Source organism: Streptomyces sp. BR123 (assembly GCF_013401435.1).
Classification (GTDB): domain Bacteria; phylum Actinomycetota; class Actinomycetes; order Streptomycetales; family Streptomycetaceae; genus Streptomyces.
Genome location: NZ_JACBGN010000004.1, coordinates 37,923 through 60,409, shown reverse-complemented (window position 1 = coordinate 60,409; position 22,487 = coordinate 37,923). Strand labels below are relative to the sequence as shown.

General features: G+C 71.0%; 18 protein-coding genes and 1 pseudogene. 9 read left to right on the top strand and 10 right to left on the bottom strand.

Annotated features, from left to right (window positions below):
- Positions 1-738 precede the first annotated feature (738 nt).
- Positions 739-7,407 (bottom strand): type I polyketide synthase, encoded by a 6,669-nt coding sequence (locus tag HYE82_RS01195; protein ID WP_179171992.1) that lies wholly within the window; start codon positions 7,405-7,407, stop codon positions 739-741.
- Entirely contained in the window at positions 7,404-9,101 is a 1,698-nt protein-coding gene (locus HYE82_RS01190) for a fatty acyl-AMP ligase (protein WP_369009797.1), read from the bottom strand. The genes HYE82_RS01195 and HYE82_RS01190 overlap by 4 nt, the downstream gene beginning before the upstream one ends.
- 684 nt (positions 9,102-9,785) lie before the next feature.
- Here HYE82_RS01190 and HYE82_RS01185 point away from each other — a divergent pair.
- Positions 9,786-11,243: an MFS transporter gene (locus tag HYE82_RS01185; RefSeq protein ID WP_179171990.1), complete on the top strand. Its 1,458-nt coding sequence runs from the start codon at positions 9,786-9,788 to the stop codon at positions 11,241-11,243.
- 287 nt (positions 11,244-11,530) lie between these two features.
- Here HYE82_RS01185 and HYE82_RS01180 read toward each other — a convergent pair whose 3' ends face one another.
- Positions 11,531-12,895 (bottom strand): NAD(P)-binding domain-containing protein, encoded by a 1,365-nt coding sequence (locus tag HYE82_RS01180; protein ID WP_179171989.1) that lies wholly within the window; start codon positions 12,893-12,895, stop codon positions 11,531-11,533.
- Between the two features lie 52 nt (positions 12,896-12,947).
- On the bottom strand, positions 12,948-13,154 hold the full coding sequence (locus tag HYE82_RS01175; RefSeq protein WP_179171988.1) for a hypothetical protein: 207 nt from the start codon (positions 13,152-13,154) through the stop codon (positions 12,948-12,950).
- A 210-nt stretch (positions 13,155-13,364) separates the two neighbouring features.
- Between HYE82_RS01175 and HYE82_RS01170 the strand changes: the two genes are divergently transcribed.
- Together HYE82_RS01170 and HYE82_RS01165 are read left to right on the top strand one after the other, a co-directional pair.
- Positions 13,365-13,733: a metalloregulator ArsR/SmtB family transcription factor gene (locus HYE82_RS01170; protein ID WP_179171987.1), complete on the top strand. Its 369-nt coding sequence runs from the start codon at positions 13,365-13,367 to the stop codon at positions 13,731-13,733.
- Positions 13,730-14,227 carry a GNAT family N-acetyltransferase gene (locus HYE82_RS01165; RefSeq protein WP_179171986.1) on the top strand — a complete coding sequence of 166 codons (498 nt, stop codon included), beginning with the start codon at positions 13,730-13,732 and terminating at the stop codon, positions 14,225-14,227. The genes HYE82_RS01170 and HYE82_RS01165 overlap by 4 nt, the downstream gene beginning before the upstream one ends.
- Positions 14,228-14,273: 46 nt before the next feature.
- Here the strand turns inward: HYE82_RS01165 and HYE82_RS01160 are convergent, their stop codons facing one another.
- From HYE82_RS01160 to HYE82_RS01150, 3 genes are read right to left on the bottom strand one after another with little or no spacing between them, the layout of a single operon-like run.
- Positions 14,274-15,335, bottom strand: coding sequence for an ArsO family NAD(P)H-dependent flavin-containing monooxygenase (locus tag HYE82_RS01160; protein ID WP_179171985.1), 1,062 nt, complete (start codon positions 15,333-15,335; stop codon positions 14,274-14,276).
- On the bottom strand, positions 15,332-16,114 hold the full coding sequence (locus HYE82_RS01155) for an MIP/aquaporin family protein (protein WP_179171984.1): 783 nt from the start codon (positions 16,112-16,114) through the stop codon (positions 15,332-15,334). Before HYE82_RS01155 ends, HYE82_RS01160 begins: the two co-directional genes overlap by 4 nt.
- A gap of 50 nt (positions 16,115-16,164) precedes the next feature.
- The gene (locus HYE82_RS01150) at positions 16,165-16,479 is read right to left on the bottom strand and encodes a helix-turn-helix transcriptional regulator (RefSeq protein ID WP_179171983.1); all 315 of its coding nucleotides are present in this window, start codon (positions 16,477-16,479) and stop codon (positions 16,165-16,167) included.
- 76 nt (positions 16,480-16,555) lie between these two features.
- Between HYE82_RS01150 and HYE82_RS01145 the strand changes: the two genes are divergently transcribed.
- Positions 16,556-16,936 carry a hypothetical protein gene (locus HYE82_RS01145; RefSeq protein ID WP_179171982.1) on the top strand — a complete coding sequence of 127 codons (381 nt, stop codon included), beginning with the start codon at positions 16,556-16,558 and terminating at the stop codon, positions 16,934-16,936.
- A gap of 57 nt (positions 16,937-16,993) precedes the next feature.
- On the top strand, positions 16,994-17,413 hold the full coding sequence (locus HYE82_RS01140) for an arsenate reductase ArsC (RefSeq protein ID WP_053631525.1): 420 nt from the start codon (positions 16,994-16,996) through the stop codon (positions 17,411-17,413).
- 209 nt (positions 17,414-17,622) lie between these two features.
- Here HYE82_RS01140 and HYE82_RS01135 read toward each other — a convergent pair whose 3' ends face one another.
- Positions 17,623-18,813, bottom strand: coding sequence for a cytochrome P450 (locus HYE82_RS01135; protein WP_179171981.1), 1,191 nt, complete (start codon positions 18,811-18,813; stop codon positions 17,623-17,625).
- A gap of 183 nt (positions 18,814-18,996) precedes the next feature.
- On the opposite strand from HYE82_RS01135, the gene HYE82_RS01130 reads away from it, so the two are divergent.
- Entirely contained in the window at positions 18,997-19,671 is a 675-nt protein-coding gene (locus HYE82_RS01130) for a helix-turn-helix domain-containing protein (RefSeq protein ID WP_179171980.1), read from the top strand.
- Positions 19,672-19,752: 81 nt separating this feature from the next.
- Here the strand turns inward: HYE82_RS01130 and HYE82_RS01125 are convergent, their stop codons facing one another.
- A complete protein-coding gene (locus tag HYE82_RS01125; RefSeq protein WP_179171947.1) occupies positions 19,753-20,004 on the bottom strand; it encodes a hypothetical protein in 252 nt (83 codons plus the stop codon).
- On the opposite strand from HYE82_RS01125, the gene HYE82_RS01120 reads away from it, so the two are divergent.
- Together HYE82_RS01120 and HYE82_RS01115 are read left to right on the top strand one after the other, a co-directional pair.
- Positions 20,003-20,488: a cation:proton antiporter regulatory subunit gene (locus HYE82_RS01120; protein ID WP_179171979.1), complete on the top strand. Its 486-nt coding sequence runs from the start codon at positions 20,003-20,005 to the stop codon at positions 20,486-20,488. The two genes, HYE82_RS01125 and HYE82_RS01120, sit on opposite strands and share 2 nt — an antisense overlap.
- Positions 20,485-21,681 carry a cation:proton antiporter gene (locus HYE82_RS01115; protein WP_179171978.1) on the top strand — a complete coding sequence of 399 codons (1,197 nt, stop codon included), beginning with the start codon at positions 20,485-20,487 and terminating at the stop codon, positions 21,679-21,681. The genes HYE82_RS01120 and HYE82_RS01115 overlap by 4 nt, the downstream gene beginning before the upstream one ends.
- A gap of 22 nt (positions 21,682-21,703) precedes the next feature.
- Here the strand turns inward: HYE82_RS01115 and HYE82_RS37460 are convergent.
- Positions 21,704-22,116, bottom strand: a pseudogene (locus tag HYE82_RS37460) (amino acid permease); the annotation flags it as partial.
- Positions 22,117-22,394: 278 nt separating this feature from the next.
- Between HYE82_RS37460 and kdpF the strand changes: the two are divergent.
- The gene (kdpF, locus tag HYE82_RS01110) at positions 22,395-22,484 is read left to right on the top strand and encodes a K(+)-transporting ATPase subunit F (protein ID WP_179171977.1); all 90 of its coding nucleotides are present in this window, start codon (positions 22,395-22,397) and stop codon (positions 22,482-22,484) included.
- The last annotated feature ends 3 nt before the right edge of the window (positions 22,485-22,487 follow it).

Here is a 22,487-nt window from a genome sequence, read left to right as displayed (position 1 = left end):
GCGTCAATGAAGGCACTTGGTTGGCTGAGCGCGCCACAGCGGGCGCTTGAATGCCACCGGCGTACGCCATCGATCTCCGAAACGCACCGGGTTCGGCGCACGGCACGTCGAGGGAGCTCAAGCGAGCAGGAGGAAGGTCATGCGGTGACGCGAACCCTTGCACGCGTTTGATTCTCCACCGAACCCGGAACTGTTCGCTCTGCCAGGTCGGCAGAAAACAGGCCAGTCGGCACCGCGCAAGCGGCACCGACTGGCGATCCAACCCCCCTCGGGATGCCCATCGTGATCCCGGCGAACCTGCGACCCTCCCCACGTGTGGAGGGGACAGTCAACCCCGGTACCACGTTTCCCGAGCGGTACGGGCTGCCCAGTGGTTGGAATACGTCCAGTAACGCAAGGACCGGCATATGCCACAAGCTTCAGGTCGCCGTGTCACTCGATCGGAGCAGCAAAAGTGCCTCCGACGGGAGCGGGAACGGGATCTCGGCCTTCATTCTCGCTGGCCAGAGGTATTTCCTGCTTTGCTGACCACCTGTTCGACGGGCCGCTCCACGAAAGCGCGAGGCCTGCGGATCGGCCTTTCCCCGCAAACGCCCGTCACTCACTGTGATGACGATGCGTGCGCTGCGGCCCGTACCGGGCTCGGCGTCACCGACTCGCAGGCCCGGTGTCGGACGGGTGAGGAGCGGTTGCGCCTGTTCCGCAGGTGGGCCCCACGGAACAGGCGCGGTGCACCGATCATCGGGCCGGCCACCCCATGGCGCGGGCGACGTGCTGCGCAATGGTCTGCACGTGGGGAGGATCGATGACGGAAAGGTGGTCGCCCTCGACGGGGACGATCTCCAGGGTCTGGCACAGGGGCGCCCACCCGAGGTCGGCGTCCTGCCGGAGGTAGCGCGGGTCCAGAGCGGCGGTGAGCTGCTGCGGTTGCCTGGCCCGGTAGAGGACCACGTGGCCCTCCTGGGGACGGGGGACATACCGTTCGCCGACGCGGGCATCGACGTACGAGGTCCTTTGGTGCTCCATGATCCCTGGGCTCATGTCGAGGCCCGCGTCGGCGACCAGACGCATGACCACGTCGATCTGCTGGTCGTCGGGGGTGGCCGCCAGCTCTTCGTAGGGCAGGTCGAGGCGGTGCCCGTACGTCTTCTCGATGTATTCGGCGAAACGGCCGAAACGCTCGAGCAGGAACTCCGGTGATTCCGATTGCGGCAAGGCGGGGGGCAGGATGGTGTCGATCAGTCCGAGGAACCCGACGCCCTGTCCTTCTTGCCTCAGTTGACGAGCCACTTCGTAGGCGAGACACCCTCCGAAGGACCAGCCGAGCAGGTGGTAGGGCCCCTCCGGCTGGAGGTCACGGATGAGTGTGCGGTAGTGGGCCGCCTTGTCCTCCATGGTGCTCAACTCGTCGACGCGTTCCAGGCCGTACACAGGCTGTTCGGCCGGCAACAGCCCGATCAGGGGCAGGTAGACCGAGGTCGGGCCGCCGGCGGGATGGAAGGTGAACAGCGGGGGCCGTTCCGACCCGGCGAGCGGGGGGCGCAGGGTGGTGATTGCCGACCGGCCGGTTCGGTTGACGACCGGACGGATCAGTTCGGCGACGGCGGCGACGGTGCGCTGGGCGAGAACGGCGTCGGCCGTCAGGCTCAACTCGGTGTCGCCGCCGAGGCGCCGGCGAATGGCGTCCGCCACGGCCGCGGCGGCGGCCTGGTCCCCGCCGGCGGTGGTGAAGTCCTCCCGGATGTCCTTGGGCGCTTGTTGCAGGACTTCGGCCCAGGCGCTCGCAACCAGCCGCTCCGCGGCGTCCCTGGGGCCGAGGAAGCTCGGCAGCGGGGGTGTGGAGGGATCGGCCTGCCGTGTGTCGTAGGGCGCCTTCGAGGCCGTCGGCTCCGTCGCCTCCAGACCGAGTTGTTCGAGCACCGCGCGGCCGAGTTCACGCAGGCTGGCACCACGCAGCAGCCGGGGAGCCGGCAGGTCGATGCCGAAGTCCTGGCGGAACGCGTTGCGGATGCGCACCGCCACCAGGGAGTCCAGGCCCAGCTCGGTCAGCGGGATCGTCTCGCTCAGTTCGGCGGCCGAGAACCCCATGATGGCCGCCGTTCTTCTGACCAGGCGTGCGTACACCGTGTCCGCGGCGGAGCTGCCGAGATCCGCGATGCCGTGGGGGCCCACCCAGTCGTCGGCACCGGGTGGGCCTTCCCCGAGGACGTCGGAGAAGAAGGGGATGGCGGACAGGCCGGGGTACGCCTCCAGCACGCGTTCCGTGTCGAGGTGGACGACGCCCACGTGCGCGCGATTGAGTGTGGCGAGTGCCTGAAGGACGTCCAGTCCCTCGCTCGTCTGGATGGGCTCCAGGGCCGACACCGGGTTCCCGGCCACCATGCCGACGTTCGCCCACGGGCCCCAGGCGATGGAGATCGCGGGCAGGCCGCTCGCTCTGCGGCGGAGGGCCACGGCGTCGAGCCAGGCGTTGGCGGCTGCGTAGGCGGACTGTCCGGGTGAGCCGAGAAGTGCCGCGGCGGAGCTGTAGATCACCCACCAGTCCAGATCGTGGTCGGCGATGACCGCCTCGAGGTTGCGGGCTCCGACGGCCTTCGGCCGCAGCACCGTGTCGATGTCCGCCGGTTCGAGGTCGGTGATCACACGGTCGTGCAGGACGCCGGCGCAGTGCGCGACGCCGCGCAGGGTGTGCCCCTCGGCGAGGGCGGCACGCACCAGGTTCGCGGCCACCTCCGGGTCCGCGATGTCCCCCTGGACCAGGACGACGGAGGTTCCCCGGTCCTGCAGCTCGGCCAGGGCGGCCCGGGCCTCGGGTCCCGGGGCACGGCGTCCGTTGAGGACGACGCGTCCGGCCCCCTGCTCGGCGAGCCGGCCCGCTGTCGCCAGGCCCAGTCCGGTCAGGCCCCCGGTGATGATGTACGCGCCGTCGGGACGGGTGAAGGCCGCCTTGTCGTTGCGCTGTGCGCTGAGGTCGGCCCGGGCGAGATGGGCGGTGAGGCGTGTGCCGGCCCTCCAGGCGATCTCGTCCGCGTCGCCGCCCGCGAGGAGTTCGCGGGCGAGGTCGTCGAGCGCGCCGGGCTGTTTGTCGATGTCCACCAGCGAGGCCCGCAGATGAGGGTGTTCGAGCGCCAGGACCCGGACGAGTCCACGCAGGCAGGCGAGATACGGCGTCCCGGGTTCCCCGGCCCCCGTCGCCTGCGCCAGCACGGTGGCCATCCACAGACGCGGGGGTTCCCGGCGCGGGGTGCCGGCCAGGCGGCGCGCCAACCGGGCCGCCCTGTGCAGTGGCCGCATGTCGTCGTCGCGTTCGTGATGCTGGAACAACAGGACTACGGCGCTCGGGCCGTCCTGCGGAGCCTCCAGCCACGCGTCGAGTACGGCGTCGCAGGTCTCGCCCCGGGCGTCGGTCGGCGTGACGTCGACGCCCTCGGCTTCCAGGGCCGCCACGAGCGAGGCCGTGGCACCGCCCGCGGCGTCCGGTTCGTCGCTGACGAGCAGGGCACGTCGCAGATGCCGCGCCGGCAGGGGAACGGTGGACTTCTCCCACTGGATGTCGTAGGTGAACGTCTCCAGGGACCGGGGGACTTCGCACCGCTCGACGGGCCGCATCTGGACGAACCGGGCGACGATCTCGCTCGTGGCGCCCCGGGCGGAGACGTGCCACTGGTCGATGCCTGCCTCCGCCGGGCCGGCGCCGTCGACGGGCGTGCAGCGGATGTCATAGCCGGGGTCGAGGACGCCCTGCCCCCTGATGTGCAGGGACCGTACGCCGACCGGGACGGTGTGTGCGGCGGCCTCGACGGCGCGGTCGCTGCCCGGTGGTGTGTCCGCAGCGCTCTGCGGGCACAGCACGGCGGTCAGAACGTGTGCGTAGGACGACCGGTGGGGGGGCCGGGGGGCCTCGGGGACGAAGTGCCGGACGAGGGCCGACGCCGGTTCCGACTCGAGGTCGTGCCCGCCCTGGGGTTCCGGGTCGCGGGTGACGCGGGCCGAGGCGTAGCAGCGCCACGTGGCGCCGGGGCCGCGGGCGTGGAGGGTGATGGTTCCGTGGGTGCCGGAGGCCGGTTCCCACACCGCGGTCAGGGGGGTGCTGCCGGAGATGGCGAGCCACTCATGGATCTGCAGGTCCTCGATGCCGAGGTGGGTGACGCCCTCCCGGGCCCACAGGTCCAGGGCGGCTTCGATCATCAGCTCCGCCGCCTCGACGAGGGTCAGCACCGCTCTGCCGTGGACCGTGCTGCGGGTGCCGTGCCGGCGCGTGCCGACGTCTCCCCGCCACAGCACGGCGCCGGTCCTCGGGTCGTCGGTGCGGCCCCCCAGCAGAGGATGGGCGCCGGCCTCGGTCGATCGGGCGGGGCAGGGGAACCAGAAACGTTCGTGCCGCCACGGGGGTGTGGGCAGTGCGGTGCGCGCACCGGCGGGCCACAGCCCGGGGTCCAGCGTGACGCCGGCGAAGTGCAGTCTGGCCAGTGCGGCCCGTAGCTGAACGGTGTCGTCGGTGTTCTTGTGCAGGGTCGGGACGACCAGCGCCTGGTCCCCCGCCGGGGTGGCGTCGAGGCTCTCCGCGAGCGGGACGAGGACGATGGGGTGGGGCGAGATCTCCAGGAACAGGGTGTGGCCGTCCTCCGCTGCCGCCGTCACCGCCTGCTGCAGGCGCACCGGGCGGCGGACGTTGGCGCACCAGTAGCCCGTATCGGCTGCCGTGCCTGCGCGGGGATCATCGAGGACCGTGCTGTACCAGGGTGTGGTGGGCGTGTGCGGGTGCACGTCGACGAGGTCTTCGCGCAGGGGCGTCAGGACGGGGTCGACCAGGACCGAGTGTGCGGCAGCGCCGGTCTCGAGCAGTCGGGCGAGCCAACCCTGCTCGGTCAGCTGGTCCACCAGGTCGCGCACCGCTTGGGCCGGGCCGGTCACCGTGCAGCGTTGGGGCGAGGAGTGGACGGCGACCTCGACACCGGGAAAGCGGCCGAGGATGGCCGTACGGGACTGCACCGGAAGCTCCACCGCGGCCATCGCGCCGGCGTTCTCGGCTTCGAGGACGGCGAGGTAGGCCGATCGGCGGGCGATGACGCGCAGTCCGTCGCGTTCGTCGAGAGCGCCGGCGACCACGGCGGCTGTGACCTCGCCCATCGAGTGGCCGATGACGGCGGCGGGTTCCACGCCGTAGCCCTGCATGGTACGTGCCAGGGCCAGCTGGAGTCCGAAGATCAGCGGCTGGATCCGGTCCACGGTCCGGGCGGCATCGGACATGAGCATGTCGGTCAGTGAGGAGCCGGTCTCCGCGAGGAAGTTCGTGTCGAGCGCGGACACCTGGGCGGCGAAGAGAGCGTCGTCGGCCAGCAGGCGCCGCCCCATGCCCTCCCACTGTGAGCCGTAACCGGAGAAGACGAAGACCGGTCGGCGCGCTGTGAACGACTGCGCCCCCCGCGCGTCGGTGCACGCGGCGACCACGCCCGGAACCGTCTCGCCCCGGGCCAGCGCGGCCAGCCCGGCAGCCATCTCGGAGCGGGTCCGCGCGATGACGGCGGCGCAGGACGGGCCACGGCGGTGCGAGGCGAGCGTGTGGGCGATGTCGGTGAGGGCGGGTGCGTCGGCGGAGGCCACCCATCGCGACAGGCTCGCGGCCACGTCGGCGAGCCTGTCCGAGGAACGCGCCGACACCACCAGGATGTGCGGGTGGTCGGCCTCTTCGTCGTCGGCCCGCGCAGTCTGCGCGGGATGCGCAGCGGTCGGCGGCGCCTGCTCGAGTACGGCGTGGGCGTTCGTGCCGCCGAAGCCGAAGGCGGACACACCGGCGCGCCCCGGGCGGTCCCCCGGCGTGGGCCATGCTGTCGGTTCGGTGACCACGCGCAGGCCCAGCTCGGCGAAGTCGATGTGGGGGTTGGGGCTGTGGAAGTGCAGGCTGACCGGGATATGGCCGTGGTGCAGGGCCAGCACGGTCTTGATCAGGCCGATGATGCCGGCCGCGCCTTCGAGGTGGCCCATATTGCTCTTGACGGATCCGATCAGCAGGGGCCGGTCGGGATGCCTGCCATGTCCGACGACCGCTCCGAGGGCGGTCGCCTCGATGGGGTCCCCCAGCAGGGTGCCCGTGCCGTGCGCCTCGACGTAGTCGACGTCGGCCGCGTCGATGCGTGCGTCGCGCAGGGCGTCGCGCAGCAGCGCTTCCTGCGCTGCCGGGTTGGGTGCCATGAGGCCCGCCGACCGGCCGTCCTGGTTCACGGCGGTGCCCCTGATGACGGCGAGGACCCGGTCGCCGTCGCGCCGGGCGTCGGCGAGCCGCTTGAGCACGACGACGCCGCATCCCTCACCGCGGGTGATTCCGTCCGCCGCGGCGTCGAAGGGTTTGCACCTGCCGTCCGCGGCCAGCAGGCCGGCCTGTTCGAGCGAGGCCGTGACCGCTGGGGACAGGAGCAGGTTGACTCCTGCGGCCAGTGCCGTGTCGCACTCCCGGCTGCGCAGGCTGCGGCAGGCCAGGTGCACGGCCACGAGCGACGACGAACAGGCCGTGTCGGTGGTGATGCTGGGGCCGCGGAGGTCGAGCAGGTAGGACACGCGGTTGGCGACGATGCTGCCGGCGGATCCGGTGCTGGTCCACGGGGTCAGTCGCGCGGGGTCCGAGGTGGTCAGATGCCCGTACTCGAGGGCGCTCAGGCCGACGAAGACGCCGGTGGGGGTGGCCTGCAGGGCGTGGGCGGGTACCCCCGCGTCGTCCAGGGCCTCGCAGATGACTTCGAGCACCAGCCGTTGCTGGGGATCCATGACTTCGGCCTCGTGGGGTGTGATGCCGAAGAACTTGGCGTCGAATCCCTCGATGTCGTCGAGAAAGGCGCCCCACCGGGTGGTGGCTTCCATCAGGGCCGTGACGTCGGGCGCTGTGCCGGCGAAGTTCGGCCAGCGGCCTTCGGGCACCTGGCCGACCGCGTCCGTTCCCGTCGTGAGCTGCTGCCAGAACGCGTCCGGCCCGTGTACGTTGCCGGGCAGACGGCAGCCGATGCCGACGATGGCGATCGCACCGTCGTCGGCGCTGGCGGTGGAGGCTGCCTCGTCGGTGGCACGGGGCTGCCGGTCCGGCTGCGCGGCAGCGGCCCGGTCGGCCTCCGTCAGGGTGGCGACGAGTTGTTCGATGGTGGGGTGCTCCCACAGCAGCGTGGCGGACAGTGATCGGTCGAGCAGCTTCTCCAGTTCGCCGGTCAGTCCGACGGCGTCTCGGGAGGTGAGGCCGTACTCCGCCAGAGGCCGGCCGTGGTCGAGTTGTTCCGGCGCGATACCGCTGATGTCCGAGACCAACTGCACCAGTACGTTTCGCAGTTCTGCAACGCCCGATCCGGAGCGGCCATCCGTGGTGGAGGTGGTGGCCTGGGCGTTGTCCTCGACCGACTCCTGGTGTCCGCCTGGCTGGTTCATACGTCGTCGGTCTCCCTCTGTACGTGGGGGTCGGAGGTCCACGCACCCCTGAGGTAGTGCTCGCGGCAGGCGCTGCGGGCGACCTTCCCGCTGGTGGTGTGGGGTACGGTGCCGGGCTGGGCGAGGACGAAGTCGTGCATCGCGATGGCGTGACCGGCGGACACCGCCACGCGTACGGCGCGTGTCGCCTCGTCCTGGACCCTGTGGGGCTCCGCGAGGTCACGGGCGTGCTCGGCGACGACGACCAGGCGTTCTCCGTCATCACCGGGGACGGAGAACGCCGCGGTGTGATGGCGGCGGATCGCCGGGTGGGCGTTCTCGACGGTGTGCTCGATGTCCTGCGGATAGTGGTTGGTCCCGTCGATGATCACGAGGTCCTTCATGCGACCGGTGATGTAGAGGTGTTCGTCGTGCCACAGGCCGAGGTCTCCCGTGCGCAACCAGTGATGCGTCCCCTCGTCCGGGTTGTCGCCGCGGAGGGTGGCGCGGAAGGTGGCCTCGCTCTGTTCCGGGCGTCCCCAGTAGCCGCGTCCGACGTTGGGGCCGCGCAGCCAGATCTCGCCCACGCTCCCGTCCTCCAGCCGGACGAGGCCGACCGGGTCGACGATGGCGGCCTCCTGGTCGGTGGGCCGCCCGCAGCCGACCAGGCGGGTCACGGCCCGTCCGTCGGTGCCCTCGGCGGGCCGGGCGGTGCCGGCCGCCAGCGCGTCACGGTCGAAGGAGGTGACGGTCGGTTCCACACCGGCAGGTGAGGCGGAGACGAACACCGTCGCCTCGGCCAGCCCGTAGGACGGGCGCATCGCCGTGGGGAGCGCGCCGACCGGGGCGAAGGCCTGCTGGAACCGCTGGAGCGTCTTCTCGGCGATGGGTTCACTGCCGTTGACCATGGCGGCGACCGATCCCAGCGACAGCGTCGCGCGCTCCTCGTCGGTGACGCGGCGCGCACAGTAGTCGTACGCGAAGTTGGGGGCGGCGGTGAGCGCACCCGGGTATTCGCTGAGCAGCCGCAGCCACCGGACGGGCTGTTGTACGAAGGACAGCGGATCCATGAGCACGGAGTGGACGCGGCCGACGACAGGAAGCACGATCGCCAGCACGAGTCCCATGTCGTGGTACAGCGGAAGCCAGCCGACGGTGCAGTTGCGCCCGGCTCGGATGTCGTAAGCCTTCAGCGCCTGGCGTGCGTTGGCGCAGACGTTGGCGTGGGAGATCTCCACGCCGGACGGCATGCGGGTGGAACCCGAGGTGTACTGCAGGTAGGCGCAGTCCTCGGGGCGCGGATGAGAGGGCTCACCGTCCGTCGGCTCGGCCTGTGCCGCCCAACCCGAAAGCAGGTCCTCCTCGGTGGCGACACGCACGCGGAGGCCGTCCTGGTTGGCGCAGAACTTCTCCGCGGTCTGCAGCGAGTCGGGGCTGGTGAGGGCGAGCACCGGGTCGGCGTCGGCGAGCGCGGCGGCCAGTTTCTCCGCATGGCCCGGCAGGGCCGGGGGGAAAAGGGGAACGGCGATCGCACCGGCGCACGTGGCCGCGAGGAAGCCGACGACGTAGTCGAGGTTCTGCGGACCCATGACCGCCACCCGCTCGCCGGCCGCGCCGCCGTGACGCAGGACCGCCGCGAGGGTACGTACCCGCTGCTCCAGCTGGCGCCACGTCAGACAGCTGTAGGCTCCGTCACGATCGGTGCTGAAGTCCACCAGAGTAAACGCTTTTTCATCGGGGTTTTGCGCCGCGGCCCGGGCGAGATGATGACTGATCGTGTCTTTCATGGCTTTCAGCACTAACTCACCGAACCTTCGTTCTCGACAGGCAACGGGACGCCTCGGCCATCAGCCTGTCAGGCGAATCGATGGCAGCCGTCGCTGCCCATCACCGCTTCCCAACGGATAGTTGCAGTGGTGAGCGATCAGCCAAACACGGCGGCGTACCGAGAGGCAGCGCCACGCCGAGAGCCCCGCCCGGTCGGCGTACGGAACGCGAGCGGCGTTTTCCCCGCCGGATCACAACACGCCTGGTCAGAGCCGGAGCCCAGGCATCCACGGGCCCGGTCGTAGACTCGTATGACAATGCCCTGGCGGAGAGCCCGTTCCGGCGCTCTTCGAGTACGCCGACGGCTTCCACGACCCACGCCGTATCCAGAAAGCGGCCCCCTCCCCCGGCCCGATCGGGTTCGAGCAGAAGCAATACGCCAACCAGGCAGCCACCGAACAGGCGAACCTGACATCACGCCGACCCACCCGACCAGCCATTCGGCATCTCCCCCGGCGGGGGAACCTCAAAACGGGAGTCGCGCCTGCATGCCCGCGGGGCAGAGTACGCAGAAAGGGCGCGCAGAACGTGGCGGCGCCTTACCACCGCCCACGCCGCTCAAGGCAGGTATCGTGAGCCGACTGCGTGTCCTCGCAATCCTCGTGGCCGTACTGCTGCCGTCCTTCATGACGGCCCTGGACAACACCGTCGTCAATGTGGCCCTGCCTCAGATCCAGGCCCAACTCGCATTGCGCGAGGCAGACCTCAAATGGGTTGCGGCCATTTATCCCCTCGCCCTCGCCAGTCTTCTGCTGCTGGGCGGGCATCTGGCCGACACCGTCGGGCGGCGTGCGACGCTGTGGCTCGGCGTCGCCCTCTTCACCGTCGCATCGGTCGGGTGCAGTGCGGCACCCTCGGGGACGGCGCTGATCGCCTGCCGGGGGCTGCAGGGAGCGGGCGCGGCGCTGATCCTGCCGGCCTCACTGGCGGTCCTTTCCCACGACCTGCCGCCTCGTGCGCGCAATGCGGGATTCAACGCCATCACCGCCGTGTTGGCCTCCGCGCTGGCCTGCGGCCCCGTGGTGTCCGGTGTCATGACACAGCACCTGGGCTGGCAGTCCGTGTTCGCCATGAACACTCCACTCGGCTGCACGAGTATCCTCGTCGGCTTCCTCGTCCCCCGGCCCGGGCCCTCCTCCCGCGCCGCGTCCACGCCCTCGGCCTCGACCTCGGCCACGCTGTCGCTCCGCGTCGTGGCATTGGCCTGCTGCTTGCTGGCGGCCCTCGCCTACTGCCTGATCGAAGGGCCTGAAAAGGGTTTCGGCGGCATCCCCCTCGCCACGTCAGCGGGCATCATCGCCGCATCGGCCGTCGGCCTTTCCTACGAACTGACATCGCGCCGGAACACCGTGCTGCGGCCCCTCTTCCGTCAACGCCCTTTCACCGGCGGAATCATCATTCAACTGCTGTGGGGCCTGAGCGTGAGCGGAGTCTTCTTCTTGACGTCCCAGTTTCTGCAGAACGGCCTGGGCCTCGCCCCGACCCCAGCCGGGCTGGCATTCATTCCCGTGGCCTTTTTCCTGATCATCACCACCCCCTTCATCGCGCGCATGGCGCGCCGCTGGGGAGACGGCCGGATCTCCGCTGCGGGTCTGCTCCTGGTCGGCCTGGGGTTGCTCATGGTCGCACTGGGCAGCTCCGGAGGCAGTCTCGCCCATATTCTGCCCGGCCTTTCGGCCATCGGCTTCGGCTCTGCGCTGGCCGTTCCGCTGACCACCCGTGCTCTGGAGTCCTCGCCCGATCACCTTTCCGGAATCGCGGCCGGACTGTTCAGCGCCGTCCGCGAGGCGTCCGGAGTCGTCGGGATCGGTCTGGTGGGCGCCGTCATGTCGTTCGTGAAACATGCCGCAGCCGCAGCCGGGGCCGAGGACTCGGATGCCTTTCTCTCCGGCTACCAGGCCGGTCTGTGTTTGGCGTCAGCGCTGGTCGGGGCGGGAGTTCCCGTCGCGTTGTGGGCGCTGCGACACCGCAGAAGTACACCGGAAGGCGGCAGGGGAGCGTCCGCGTTCACCTCGAAGCCAGGACCATGACGGTCAGGCCCGCCGGATCAGTACCCGGCGGGCGCAAGGATCCGTCGGACACACGATCACAGTGCACAAGCCCCACCGGAACAGGGCGGATTCCAGGGGTCGTTGCAGCTGGGTCGCCCCTCGCGGAGGGGAGTCCGCGACGACGGGGGAAGTCGCGATCCCGCACAGGCGCCGATCAGCTGCTTGCCGACACGGCCCGTTGCTCCACCCCGATACCCGTAGCACACCGACGAGCCACCGAGCAGGAAGTCCCGGTCGCGGCCACGCCGCTGCGAAGGTCGCTCACGTCAGCAGCCGCCGGAGGACGCGGGAGCGGCGCCGACGGTGAGGGTGGCCGGGGCAGCGCAGCAGCCGCCACCGGCCTCCTCCGCGGCTGCGGGCTCGTCGAAGAGGCCCGCGCCGCCGCACACGCCGGTCTCGGGGAGGGTGAGTTCGACGCGCTCGGCGGCCTCGTGGTCGCCGGCGAGGTGGGCGGCGATGGAGCGGACCTGCTCGTAGCCGGTCATGGCGAGGAAGGTGGGGGCACGGCCGTAGGACTTCATGCCGACGAGGTAGACGTCCTTCTCCGGGTGGGAGAGCTCGTTCACGCCGTGCGGGTAGACGGTGCCGCAGGAGTGCCGGTTCGGGTCGATCAGCGGCGCCAGCTCGACCGGCGCCTGGAGGCGCTCGTCCAGGCCGAGGCGGAGCTCGTCCAGGAAGCCGAGGTCGGGGCGGAAGCCGGTGAGGACGATGACCTCGTCGACCGGGTCGAGGCGGCGGCCGTCCTCGGCGAGGAGGACCAGGCGGCCGTCCCCGTCGCGCTCGAAGGCGGCGGTGCGGAAGCCGGTGACCGCATCGGCGTATCCGCCGTCGACGGCGGCCTTGGCGGCGAGGCCGAGGGCGCCTCGGGCGGGGAGCTGGTCGGCCTCGCCGCCGCCGAAGGTGGAGCCGGAGATCCCGCGGCGCAGGATCCACACCGCGTGCGTACCCTTGCCGTCCTCGGACTCGGCGAGATCGGCGAGGTAGGCGAGGGCGGTGAAGGCGGAGGCGCCGGAGCCGATGACCGCGGTGCGCTTGCCCGCATGGCGGGCCCGGACTGCAGGGTCCTTCAGGTCCGGAACCCGGTAGGAGATGCGGTCGGTGGCGGCCCCCTCGCCGAGCGCGGCCAGTCCGCTGCCGCCCGCCGGGCTGGGCGTGGACCAGGTGCCGGAGGCGTCGATGACCGCGCGCGCCCGCACCCGCTGCTCGCGGCCGTCGGCGCTCTCGTAGTGGACGACGAAGGGCTGGGCCTCGCGGTCGGCGTCGACGATGCGGTCGCGGCCGGTGCGGGAGACGCCGGTGACGCGGACGTCGTAGCGGACCTTCTCGCCGAGCACGTCGGCCAGCGGCTGGAGGTACTGCTCGGCCCAGTCCCCGCCGGAGGGGTAGGTGTCCTCGGCGGGCTTGACCCATCCGGTCGGGGCGAGGAGCTTCTCGGCGGCCGGGTCGACGACCTCGCCCCACCGGGAGAACAGTCGCACGTGGGCCCATGCGCGGACGGCGGATCCGGCTGTGTTCCCGGCTTCCAGGACGAGGGGTTCCAGGCCGCGGTCGACGAGGTGGGCGGCGGCCGCGAGTCCGGCGGGGCCGGCCCCGATGACGACGACGGGCAGCTCTGTGGTGGTCTCGCTCATGACGGTTCTCCGGGTCTTCGTACGGCAGGCGGACAGGGCGGGGATCGTGTGGTCAGCAGCAGCCGGCGCCGCGGGCGACGGCCTCGCGCTTGGCCTGCGGCTCGCAGCAGGCTCCGGCGGCTTCCGCGCCCTCGCCGGTGCCACAGCACGGCGAGGACTCGGCGGGAGCCACCTCCGCGGGGGCCACGGCCGGGGCGGGGCCGCAACAGGAAGCCGCCGCCTCGGCGCGGTTCGGGCTGGGGGTGACCGACTCGTTCATGAGGACTCCCTGGTATTTCGAAGTTCGTCTATGGCTTGCCCGATCAGCTTGGCAGCTGTATCGACAGACGTCAACATAGACATTTATCTAATTCACGGGAGTTGCCTGGAGCAGGTGAAAGCCGTCCCCATCGGAGGCGGGCAATCGGGACCGGTCCCCCGCGCAGGCGCGCGGACCCCACTCTGGTTCGACGTGTGTCAACATAGACGCATGTCGAATGCGAAGGCACTGCCGCTCGTGGAGCCCGAGGCCGTCGCGCCCTGCTGCCCCCCGCTGACCGAGCGCCCCATGTCCGCGGACGAGGCCGAGGTCGCGGCGAGGATGTTCAAGGCCTTGGGCGACCCCGTGCGCCTGCGCCTGTTCTCCGCCGTCGCCTCCCACGAGGGCGGCGAGGCGTGCGTGTGCGACATCTCCGACGTCGGCGTCTCCCAGCCCACCGTCTCCCACCACCTCAAGAAGCTCAAGGAAGCCGGGCTGCTGTCCTCCGAGCGGCGCGGGACCTGGGTGTACTACCGGGTCGAGCCGTCCGTACTGGCCGCCATGGGCGCGCTGCTGGCCGGCGCCTCGAAGGCGGCGTGAGCGGGGTGCGCATCGAGGCGCTGCTGCCCGGGCATGTCGAGCAGGTGCTGGGCATCTATCAGGCGGGGATCGACGAGGGCAACGCGACCTTCGAGACCCGGGCCCCCGACTGGGCCGCCTTCGACAGGGCGAAGCTGCCCGGCCACCGCTTCGTCGCCCTCGACGACGACGGCCGGGTGCTGGGCTGGGTCGCCGCGAGCGCGGTCTCGGACCGGTGCGCGTACGCAGGTGTGGTCGAGCACTCCGTGTACGTCCACCCCGACGCCCGCGGCCGCGGCGTCGCGGGCCGGCTCCTGGCGGCCTTGGTCGCGTCGACCGAGGCCGCGGGGATCTGGACGATCCAGTCCGGGGTCTTCCCCGAGAACGCCGCGAGCCTCGCCGTCCACGCGCGGGCCGGCTTCCGGGTGATCGGCACCCGCGAGCGCATCGGTCGCCACCACGGGGTGTGGCGCGATGTGGTTCTGCTCGAGCGTCGCAGCCCGCGGATCAGCTGAGCGCCTTCAGCCCGCCGGTTCGGCTTCCGACCCGGCGCGAGCCGGCTCAGGGCCGGAGCAGTTCGGCGATCTCGCGGGCTGCGTCGCGGGCGGGGCGGCCGACGCCGATGAGGGTGGCGGAGGCGGGGCCGGTCCAGTCGCCGTAGCCGAGGAAGTGCAGGCGCGGTTCGTCCACGGCCCGGGTGCCGGTGGTGGCGATGTGCCCGCGGGTGCCGCGCAGGCGCAGGGCCGCGAAGGGGGCGAGGGCGGGGCGGAAGCCGGTGCACCAGATGATCGTGTCGACTGCCGCGGCAGTGCCATCGGTCCACTCCACGCCGGAGACGGTGAGACGGCTGAACATCGGCTTCGCGGTCAGGATTCCGGCATCCCGAGCGGCGCGGACGGGCGGGACGGCGACGATGTCGCCGAGGGAGGCGACGCCTCCGGTGTCGGTGCGGCCTGCGTCGAGGGCGCGGCGGCGGGCGGTGGCGTGGTCGAAGAGGGCTCGGCCGTCGATGTCGTCGGCGAGGTAGCGGGGCGGGCGCCGGGTCACCCAGGTCGGGTCGATTCCGGCGTGGGCGAGGTCGGCGGCGATCTGGGCGCCGGAGTTGCCGCCTCCCACCACGACCACCCGCTGTCCGGCGAACTCGGCGGGGCTCCGGTACTGGACGGTGTGGAGCTGGCGGCCGGTGTACTCGCGGCGGCCGGGAACCGCCGGGAGGAAGGGGCGGGTCCAGGTGCCGGTGGCGCTGACGACCGCGCGGGCCTGCCAGTCGCCGCCGTCCGTCACGACGCGCAGGCACGCGCCGTCGCGGTGGACCGCTTCCACCGGCACCCCGCGCTGCACGGGCAGGTCGTACCTCTTCTCGTAGTCGGCGAGGTAGTCGACGACATGCTGCGCGTCGGGGTAGGTCCGGCCCGGCTGGACCGGCATGAGCCGGCCTGGAAGGGACGAGTACTCCGCCGGGGAGAACAGCCGCAGGGAGTCCCATGTGTGCTGCCAGGCTCCGCCGGGCGCCGTCCGGGCGTCGAGGATGACGTGCTCGACGCCCAGGCGGCGCAGGTGGTAGCCGGCGGCGAGCCCGGACTGGCCGCCGCCGATCACCACCACGTCGGTGCGCCGCGTCACGCTGCGGGCGTCCCGGAGCCGGTCTCGCCCCGCATGAAGACGACCGCGACCAACGCCAGGCCGACCGCGGCACCGAGCAGCTGCACGGCGACGAAGCCGGGCACCGAGGCCGGGGCGATGCCCGCGAAGGTGTCGGTGAAGGCGCGGCCGATCGTGACGGCCGGGTTGGCGAAGGAGGTGGAGGAGGTGAACCAGTAGGCGGCGCCGATGTACGAGGCGACCGCGACGGGGGCGAAGCGGAGTCGGTCCGTACGTGCGAGGCCGAAGATCAGCAGGATCAGGCCCGCGGTGGCGACGACCTCGCCGAGGAGGAGGTTGCCGGCGGAGCGGTCGTGCTGCGACCACTTCACCAGCGGCTCGCCGAACATCGCGTCGGCGAGGATCGCGCCCGCGATCGCACCGGTGATCTGCGAGGGCACGTAGACGGCGAGCTCGCGGGCGTTCACACCCGCCCCACCGCGACGGGCGGTCCACCACTCGGCCAGCGTGACGGCCGGGTTGAAGTGGGCGCCGGAGACCGGGCCGAGGAGGGCGATCAGGACGCCGAGGCCGAAGACGGTGGCGGTGGAGTTGGCCAGCAGCTGCAGCGCGACGTCGTCGGTGAGCTCGGTGGCCTGGATGCCGGAGCCGACCACGATCGCGACCAGGGCTGCGGTGCCGACCAGCTCGGCGGCCGCGCGGGCGATCAGCGGGGTACGGGGCGGGGTCGCGCCGGGCGCGGGCTGCGGCGCCGTGTCGGCGGCCATGGCGTCGCTCGCGGCGGGCTCGGTGGCGGTCAAGGCGGGTTCTCCTCGGGCAGGTGAGGCAGGGCGGACGAGGCCGCGAGGGCCTATGGGCAGGACCGCTTGAGGTTCGCTTCTGCGGTGGCCCGCGCGGTCCGGGCGAGGTCGGCGAACTGACCGGCGAGGGCTTCGATGACCTCCGGGCGCAGGCGGTAGTAGATGAACCTCCCGCAGGGCTCCGTCTCCACGATCCCTGCCTCGCGCAGCACCTTCATGTGGTTGGAGAGGTTCGTCTGCTTGGCACCCGTCTCCTCCACGAGGTGGGTGGTGCACAGCGTCTCCCCGGCGAGGAGGGTCACGATCTTGAGCCTGAGCGGGTCGGCCAGAACCCGGATCAGATCAGTGTCGACTGACGTCATCATGGACTGATACTGTCACATCAGCTGGGGCTGACACCAGTCCGGGCTGACCTTATTGGCTCCTTTGAACGGGATCGCCATGCCCCCGCCTCCCTCGCCCCTCCTGCCGGACGAACGCCCGGCCGCCGGGGCCGCCCGCCTGCCCACCCGGTACGCCGGCCACTTCGCGCCGGAAACCGTGCCGGGCCTGCTCACCGACCCGCACACGCGTCTCGCCGAGCAGGCACGGATCCGTACGCACCCGGCCGTGTCGGCGGAGAGGCCGACCGCCGAACGCCTCGACGCCGCCGACATCGTGATCACGAGGGGCTGCGGTGACGCGTGCCCCGTGGTGCCGGGCCGCCGCTACCTCGACCGGCCCGCGCCCGATCCCGACGGAGCGCCGATCGCCGTCGTCCGCGACATCCGCGACGCCATCGACCCCCACATCACCGAGCTGCTCACCCAGCTCGCCCCCTGAAACCCACAGCAGCCCCACGGTCCCCCACCGCAGTCGCCTCACCCCAAGGAAGAACAGATGTCCTCCGCTCCTGCCGCCTCCGTCCTGTTCGTCTGCATCCACAACGCGGGCCGCTCCCAGATGGCGGCCGGGTTCCTGCGCCACCTCGCCGGCGACCGCGTCGAGGTCCGCTCCGCCGGCTCCATGCCCGGCGAGCAGATCAACCCCTCCGCCGTCGCAGCCATGGCCGAGCTGGGCATCGACATCTCCGACCAGAAGCCCAAGGTCCTCACCCCCGAGGCCGCCCAGGCGTCGGACTACATCATCACCATGGGCTGCGGAGACGCCTGCCCGTACTTCCCCGGCAAGACGTACCTGGACTGGCAGCTGGAGGACCCGGCCGGTCAGGGCGTCGAGGCCGTCCGCCCCATCCGCGACGAGATCAAGGGCCTCATCGAGGGCCTGATCGCCGAGATCGACGCCAAGTCGAAGGCCTGAGGCACCTGACGTGACCGAGACGCCCCCGACCGACGAATCCGCGACGCCATCGTCATAGGCTCCGGCCCCGCCGGATACACCACCGCCAAGCCGTCTCAGCCGAGACCCGCATCATCCGTCCGGACGCGCTCTCGACGCCCCTTCCGGCGGTGTGAAGGGAAGGCTGCGCCGCCGAGGCGGCGTTCGGCGTCCACAGCGGTCCCCGTCGGTCAGACGTCCCAGGTGACCGGGAGGCTCTTCACGCCGTAGATGTCCGCGGTCTCCGGGCGCAGGGCGACGTCTTCTGCCGGGACGGCCAGGCGCAGCGTGGGGAAGCGCGCCAGCAGCGCGGAGAACGCGACCCGCATCTCGATGCGGGCCAGCTGCGCACCCAGGCACAGGTGGATGCCGTGCCCGAAGGCCAGGTGCCCGCCGTCCTGCCGGTGGACGTCGAGCCGGTGGGGATCGGGGAAGCGCTCGGGGTCTCGGTTGGCGGTGTTGTACGACAGGACGACCGTCGTGCCGGCCGTGATGGTCCGGCCGCCCACCTCGACGTCCTCCAGCGCCGTCCGGTGGAACGTCTTGGCGACGCTCAGATACCGCAGCAGTTCCTCCACGGCCTGGTCGATGAGCGCGGGATCGGCGCGCAGGGCTGCCATCTGTGCCGGGTTCCGCAGCAGCGCGAAGGTGCCGAGGGACAGCATGTTCGCGGTGGTGTCGAATCCGGCCGCCAGCAGGATCAGGCTGATCCCCTTCAGCTCCTCATCGGTCAGGTCGCTGTCGGCGAGTTCGCTGAGCACGTCGTCAGTGGGGTTCGCGCGCTTGGCGGCCACCAGCTGCGCAAGGTACTCCTGAGTCGCGGTGTAGGCCGCTATCAGCTCCTCGTCGCTCGTCCCTCCGCTCATGAACGTGTCGATCTGCTCCTGGAAGGAGTCGCGGTCCTCGTACGGCACCCCCAGCAGCTCACAGATGATGATGGTGGGGATGGGCTTGGCGAACGCCGTCACCAGGTCTGCCGACGGCCCGGCCCCTTCCATGGCGTCCAGGCATGCGGTGGTGATCTGCTCGATGCGATCGGTGAGCAGGCGCATCCGCCGCGCGGTGAACTTGCCCACCAGCGGCTTGCGGTAGCGGCTGTGCTGGGGTTCGTCCATGAGGAGGAACTCACCGGGCGGTGCCGGGGGGAGCTCGAAGTCGACCACGTTCATGAGCTCCTTGCGCGAGCTGAACCGCGAGTCGGCCAGCACCGACCTGACCAGGTCGTATCCGGTGATCAGCCAGCCGGGTTTCCCTCCGAGGTGGGTGTGGCGACTGATGGGGCCGTGCCCGCGGGCGTCGATCAGCTCGGCCGGCGGGTCGAAGGGACAGCCGGTCTGACGCTCCGTCGGCAGCGTCGTGACGGTGTGGAGGGGCTCGCTCATGACCGTTCCTCATCTCGCGACATTACGTGTTTGACACATGCCGAAAGCTACGTTGCGTTCAGAACTCCGTCAATTGCACACAGGGCGTATCCCCAGGTAGATGGCGGCAAATTGATGCAATGACGCTGAGGGTGAATGCAATTCAGCGTTGCAATGGATGGGGGCGAAGGCAATACTGGCGGCATGCCAGGAGGACGGTTGACCCAGCAGGAGCGCCAGCGCATCGCGGCCGGACTGGCCGGCGGGCTCTCGTACGCCGAGATCGCCAGGCGGCTCGACCGGCCGACCTCGACGATCAGCCGAGAGGTCGCACGCAACGGCGGCCCCAGCGGCTACCGGCCGCAGCAGGCGCACCAGGCGACGATCCAGCGGGCGCGGCGTGACACACCGACGCCCTCGCGCGCTGCCGGAGCCCCGGGCGGCGCGGTGGAAAAGGAGATCATCGAGCTGGCAGTCCGGTCGGGGATGGCAAGAATGACAGCGCGCGTACACGTCGACCTGTTGCTGTCCGAGGACGGCAGGCGCACCGCGGCTGAGTTGACCCGCCGGCTGAAGGTCAGCCCGGCCTCCGTCTCCGTGGCCGTGAACTCCCTCGTCCAGCACGGCTACGTCAGACGCGAGCGCGATCCGCAGCGGCGCCGCGACGTCTACGTGGTCGACGACGAAGCCTGGTACCAGTCGATCGTGATCAGCGCGCGGCAGACGCTGGAGTCGGCTCAGGCCGCCATGGCGGCGGCCGAGACGCTCGGGCTCGACAGACCCGTGGGACAGCGACTGGCCAAGGCGGGTACGTTCCTGGAGCGGGTCGTCCTGGACCTTCAGGAGTCGGCCGACCGCTGGCGCCCCTTCCTGACGTGACGGGTTTCAGCCCGGCTGCCGAGGTGTCCCGGTGGGCAATCCCGAGGACGCGTACGGTGCATGACGGACCGCCGACGGGATTCAACCGAGTCCGGGAAGGGCGGAGACGACGAGGTCGATGAGCTTGATCCCGACGAAGGGGAGGACCAGCCCGCCGAGGCCGTAGACGGCGAGGTTGCGGCGCAGCAGGTCGTGGGCGGAGGCGGGCTCGTAGCGGACGCCGCGCAGGGCGAGCGGGATCAGCGCGATGATGATGAGCTGGCGCTGAAACGCCCATATGCCCTCTTCGTGTATAGCTGTGCCCTTTGCGTGCGACGTGATGATTGGCGGCATGGACGTCAACGAAGTGCTGCTGCCCGGGGTGGGGATGCGCTATGAGTTCGCCACCCACGAGGGGGATCAGATGTGCGTCATCGCGCTCCGGTCCGGCGATTTCGAGCTGATGACGTATGAGGGCACGGATCCGGACGAGGCGCGGGTCGCATTCCGGCTGACCCGCGAGGAGGCCGACACTCTCGCCGAGATTCTTGGAGCCCCGCGCATCGCAGAGCGGTTCGCGGACCTGACCAGGGAGGTGCCGGGGCTGAGTGCCGGGCAGGTCGAGGTACGTGCGGGCGGGCCTTTCGTGGACCATCCGCTGGGGGAGACCAGAGCCCGGACGCGGACCGGTGCGTCGATCGTGGCGATCGTGCGCGGCGAAGAGGTGCTCCCCTCCCCGGGGCCGGAGCAGGTGCTGCGCGCGGGGGATGTGCTGGTGGTGATCGGAACCCATGACGGGATCGCCCGGGTGGAACAGATCATCCAGGCTGACCGGTGAACGTATCGGTCGCCCTGCTGCTGGAGTTGGGGATCATCCTGGCAGCGCTGAGTCTGCTCGGGACGCTGGCCCGGCGCTTCGCACTCTCGCCCATCCCGCTCTATCTCCTGGCGGGTCTGGCTCTGGGCGAGGGGGGCATCGCCCCGGTTCCGGCCGCCGGCCCGTTCGTGGAGACCGGAGCGGGCATCGGGGTGGTCCTCCTGCTCCTGGTGCTCGGCCTGGAGTTCACCGTGCCGGAGTTCACCGCCAGCCTCCGCCGCCATCTGCCGTCCGGGGCAGTCGATCTCGTGCTGAACGCGACACCCGGAGCCGTGGCGGGATGGCTGCTGGGCTTGAACGCCACCGGGATCCTGACCTTGGCGGGCGTGACCTACATCTCCTCCTCGGGCATCATCGCCCGGCTTCTGAGTGACCTGGGACGCCTGGGCAACCGGGAGACCCCGGCCGTGCTGTCCGTGTTGGTACTGGAGGACTTCGCGATGGCCGCGTTCCTGCCGCTGCTCGCGGTCGTCGCCGCTGGCGGCACCTGGCGGCAGGCGCTCCTGGGCATCCTGCTGGCCCTCGGTGCGGTCCTGGCCGCGCTAGCCGTTTCGTACTGGTGGGGACACCATCTCGGGCGACTGTTGCTACACCTGCGTCCGGACGACGAGCAACTGCTGCTGCGGGTTCTCGGCGTGACGCTGAGCGTCGCGGCGCTCGCAGAGGCGGTTCACATCTCCGCCGCGGTCGGCGCCTTCATCGTGGGGCTGTCACTCACCGGCGAGGTGGCCGACCGGGCACGGAAGGTGCTGAGCCCGCTGCGGGACCTGTTCGCCGCGGTCTTCTTCCTCTCCATCGGTCTGTCGGTCAGGCCGGAGACGCTGCTGCCGGTGTTTCCCGCCGCACTGCTGCTGGGGGTGGTCACGGCGCTGACGAAAATGGCGGCCGGCTGGTACGCCGCGCGACGGGAGGGCGCGGGGTCCCGGGGGCGCCTGCGGGCCGGCACCGCGCTCATCGCCCGTGGCGAGTTCTCCCTCGTCATGATCGGACTCGCCGGCGTCCGGCAGGACCGGCTCGGCGCCCTGGTGGCCGCCTACGTCCTGCTGCTCGCCGTGACCGGTCCGGTCCTCACCCGTATCGCCGGAACTCGCCCGGCGCCCAGAGGGAGGACAGGCGTGCAGGTGCGCACCGGCGCTGAAGCAGCGGGGCGGTGACTGTGGCGCCCTCGCCGGGGGCGGAGGCGTGTCCGGCGGCGGACTCGGTGCTCACCGGTCCGTCCCGGAACAGGCCGACGGTGATCATCGCCAGGATCGAGCCGACGAACACGGCGGTGGGCAGGAGGAACGCCCTGGCCGAGTCGACCACCCCCGCAGGTTCACGGCGGTGACCACGACGAGCACCCCGAGACAGATCCACACCCGCTCCGCGTACAGCTCAGGGAACGCGTACGTCAGGGCCGCGACGCCGGCGGTGACGGACACCGCGACGTTCAGTACGTAGTCCAGGATCAACGACGCGGCGGCGACCAGGCTGGTGCGGCGGCCGAGATGGCGCTTGGCGAGGGCCTAGGAGCCGCCGCTGTCCGGGAACGCAGCGATCACCTGCCGGTACGGGGCCACCAGGACGGCCGGCAGCGCGGCGATCGCCAGGGCTGCGGGACTGGCCCGGAAGGGATGAAAGCCGCGCTTCGCCGCTGGTCACAGCGATCGCCGTATGGAGTGCGTTAAAGGTTCCCGTGCCCCCGTATGGAGCTCATCAAGGTCTCTTAACGCGGAGGGCGACTCGGGGTTTGCTCTGTACCGGCCACTCCGGCCGATTCCATCTCATCACTTCATCAGGAGCTCACGATGGCCGATCTGGCCTTCGTCCTCACCACGGTCGCGATCTTCGCGCTGGTGGGTCTCATCGCCAAGGGGGTGACCAAGCTGTGACCGTCGAAAACGTTGTCGGCCTCGTCGTGGCCGTCGCCCTGCTCGGTTACCTCGTCCTCGCCCTCGTCAAGCCGGAGAGGTTCTGAGTT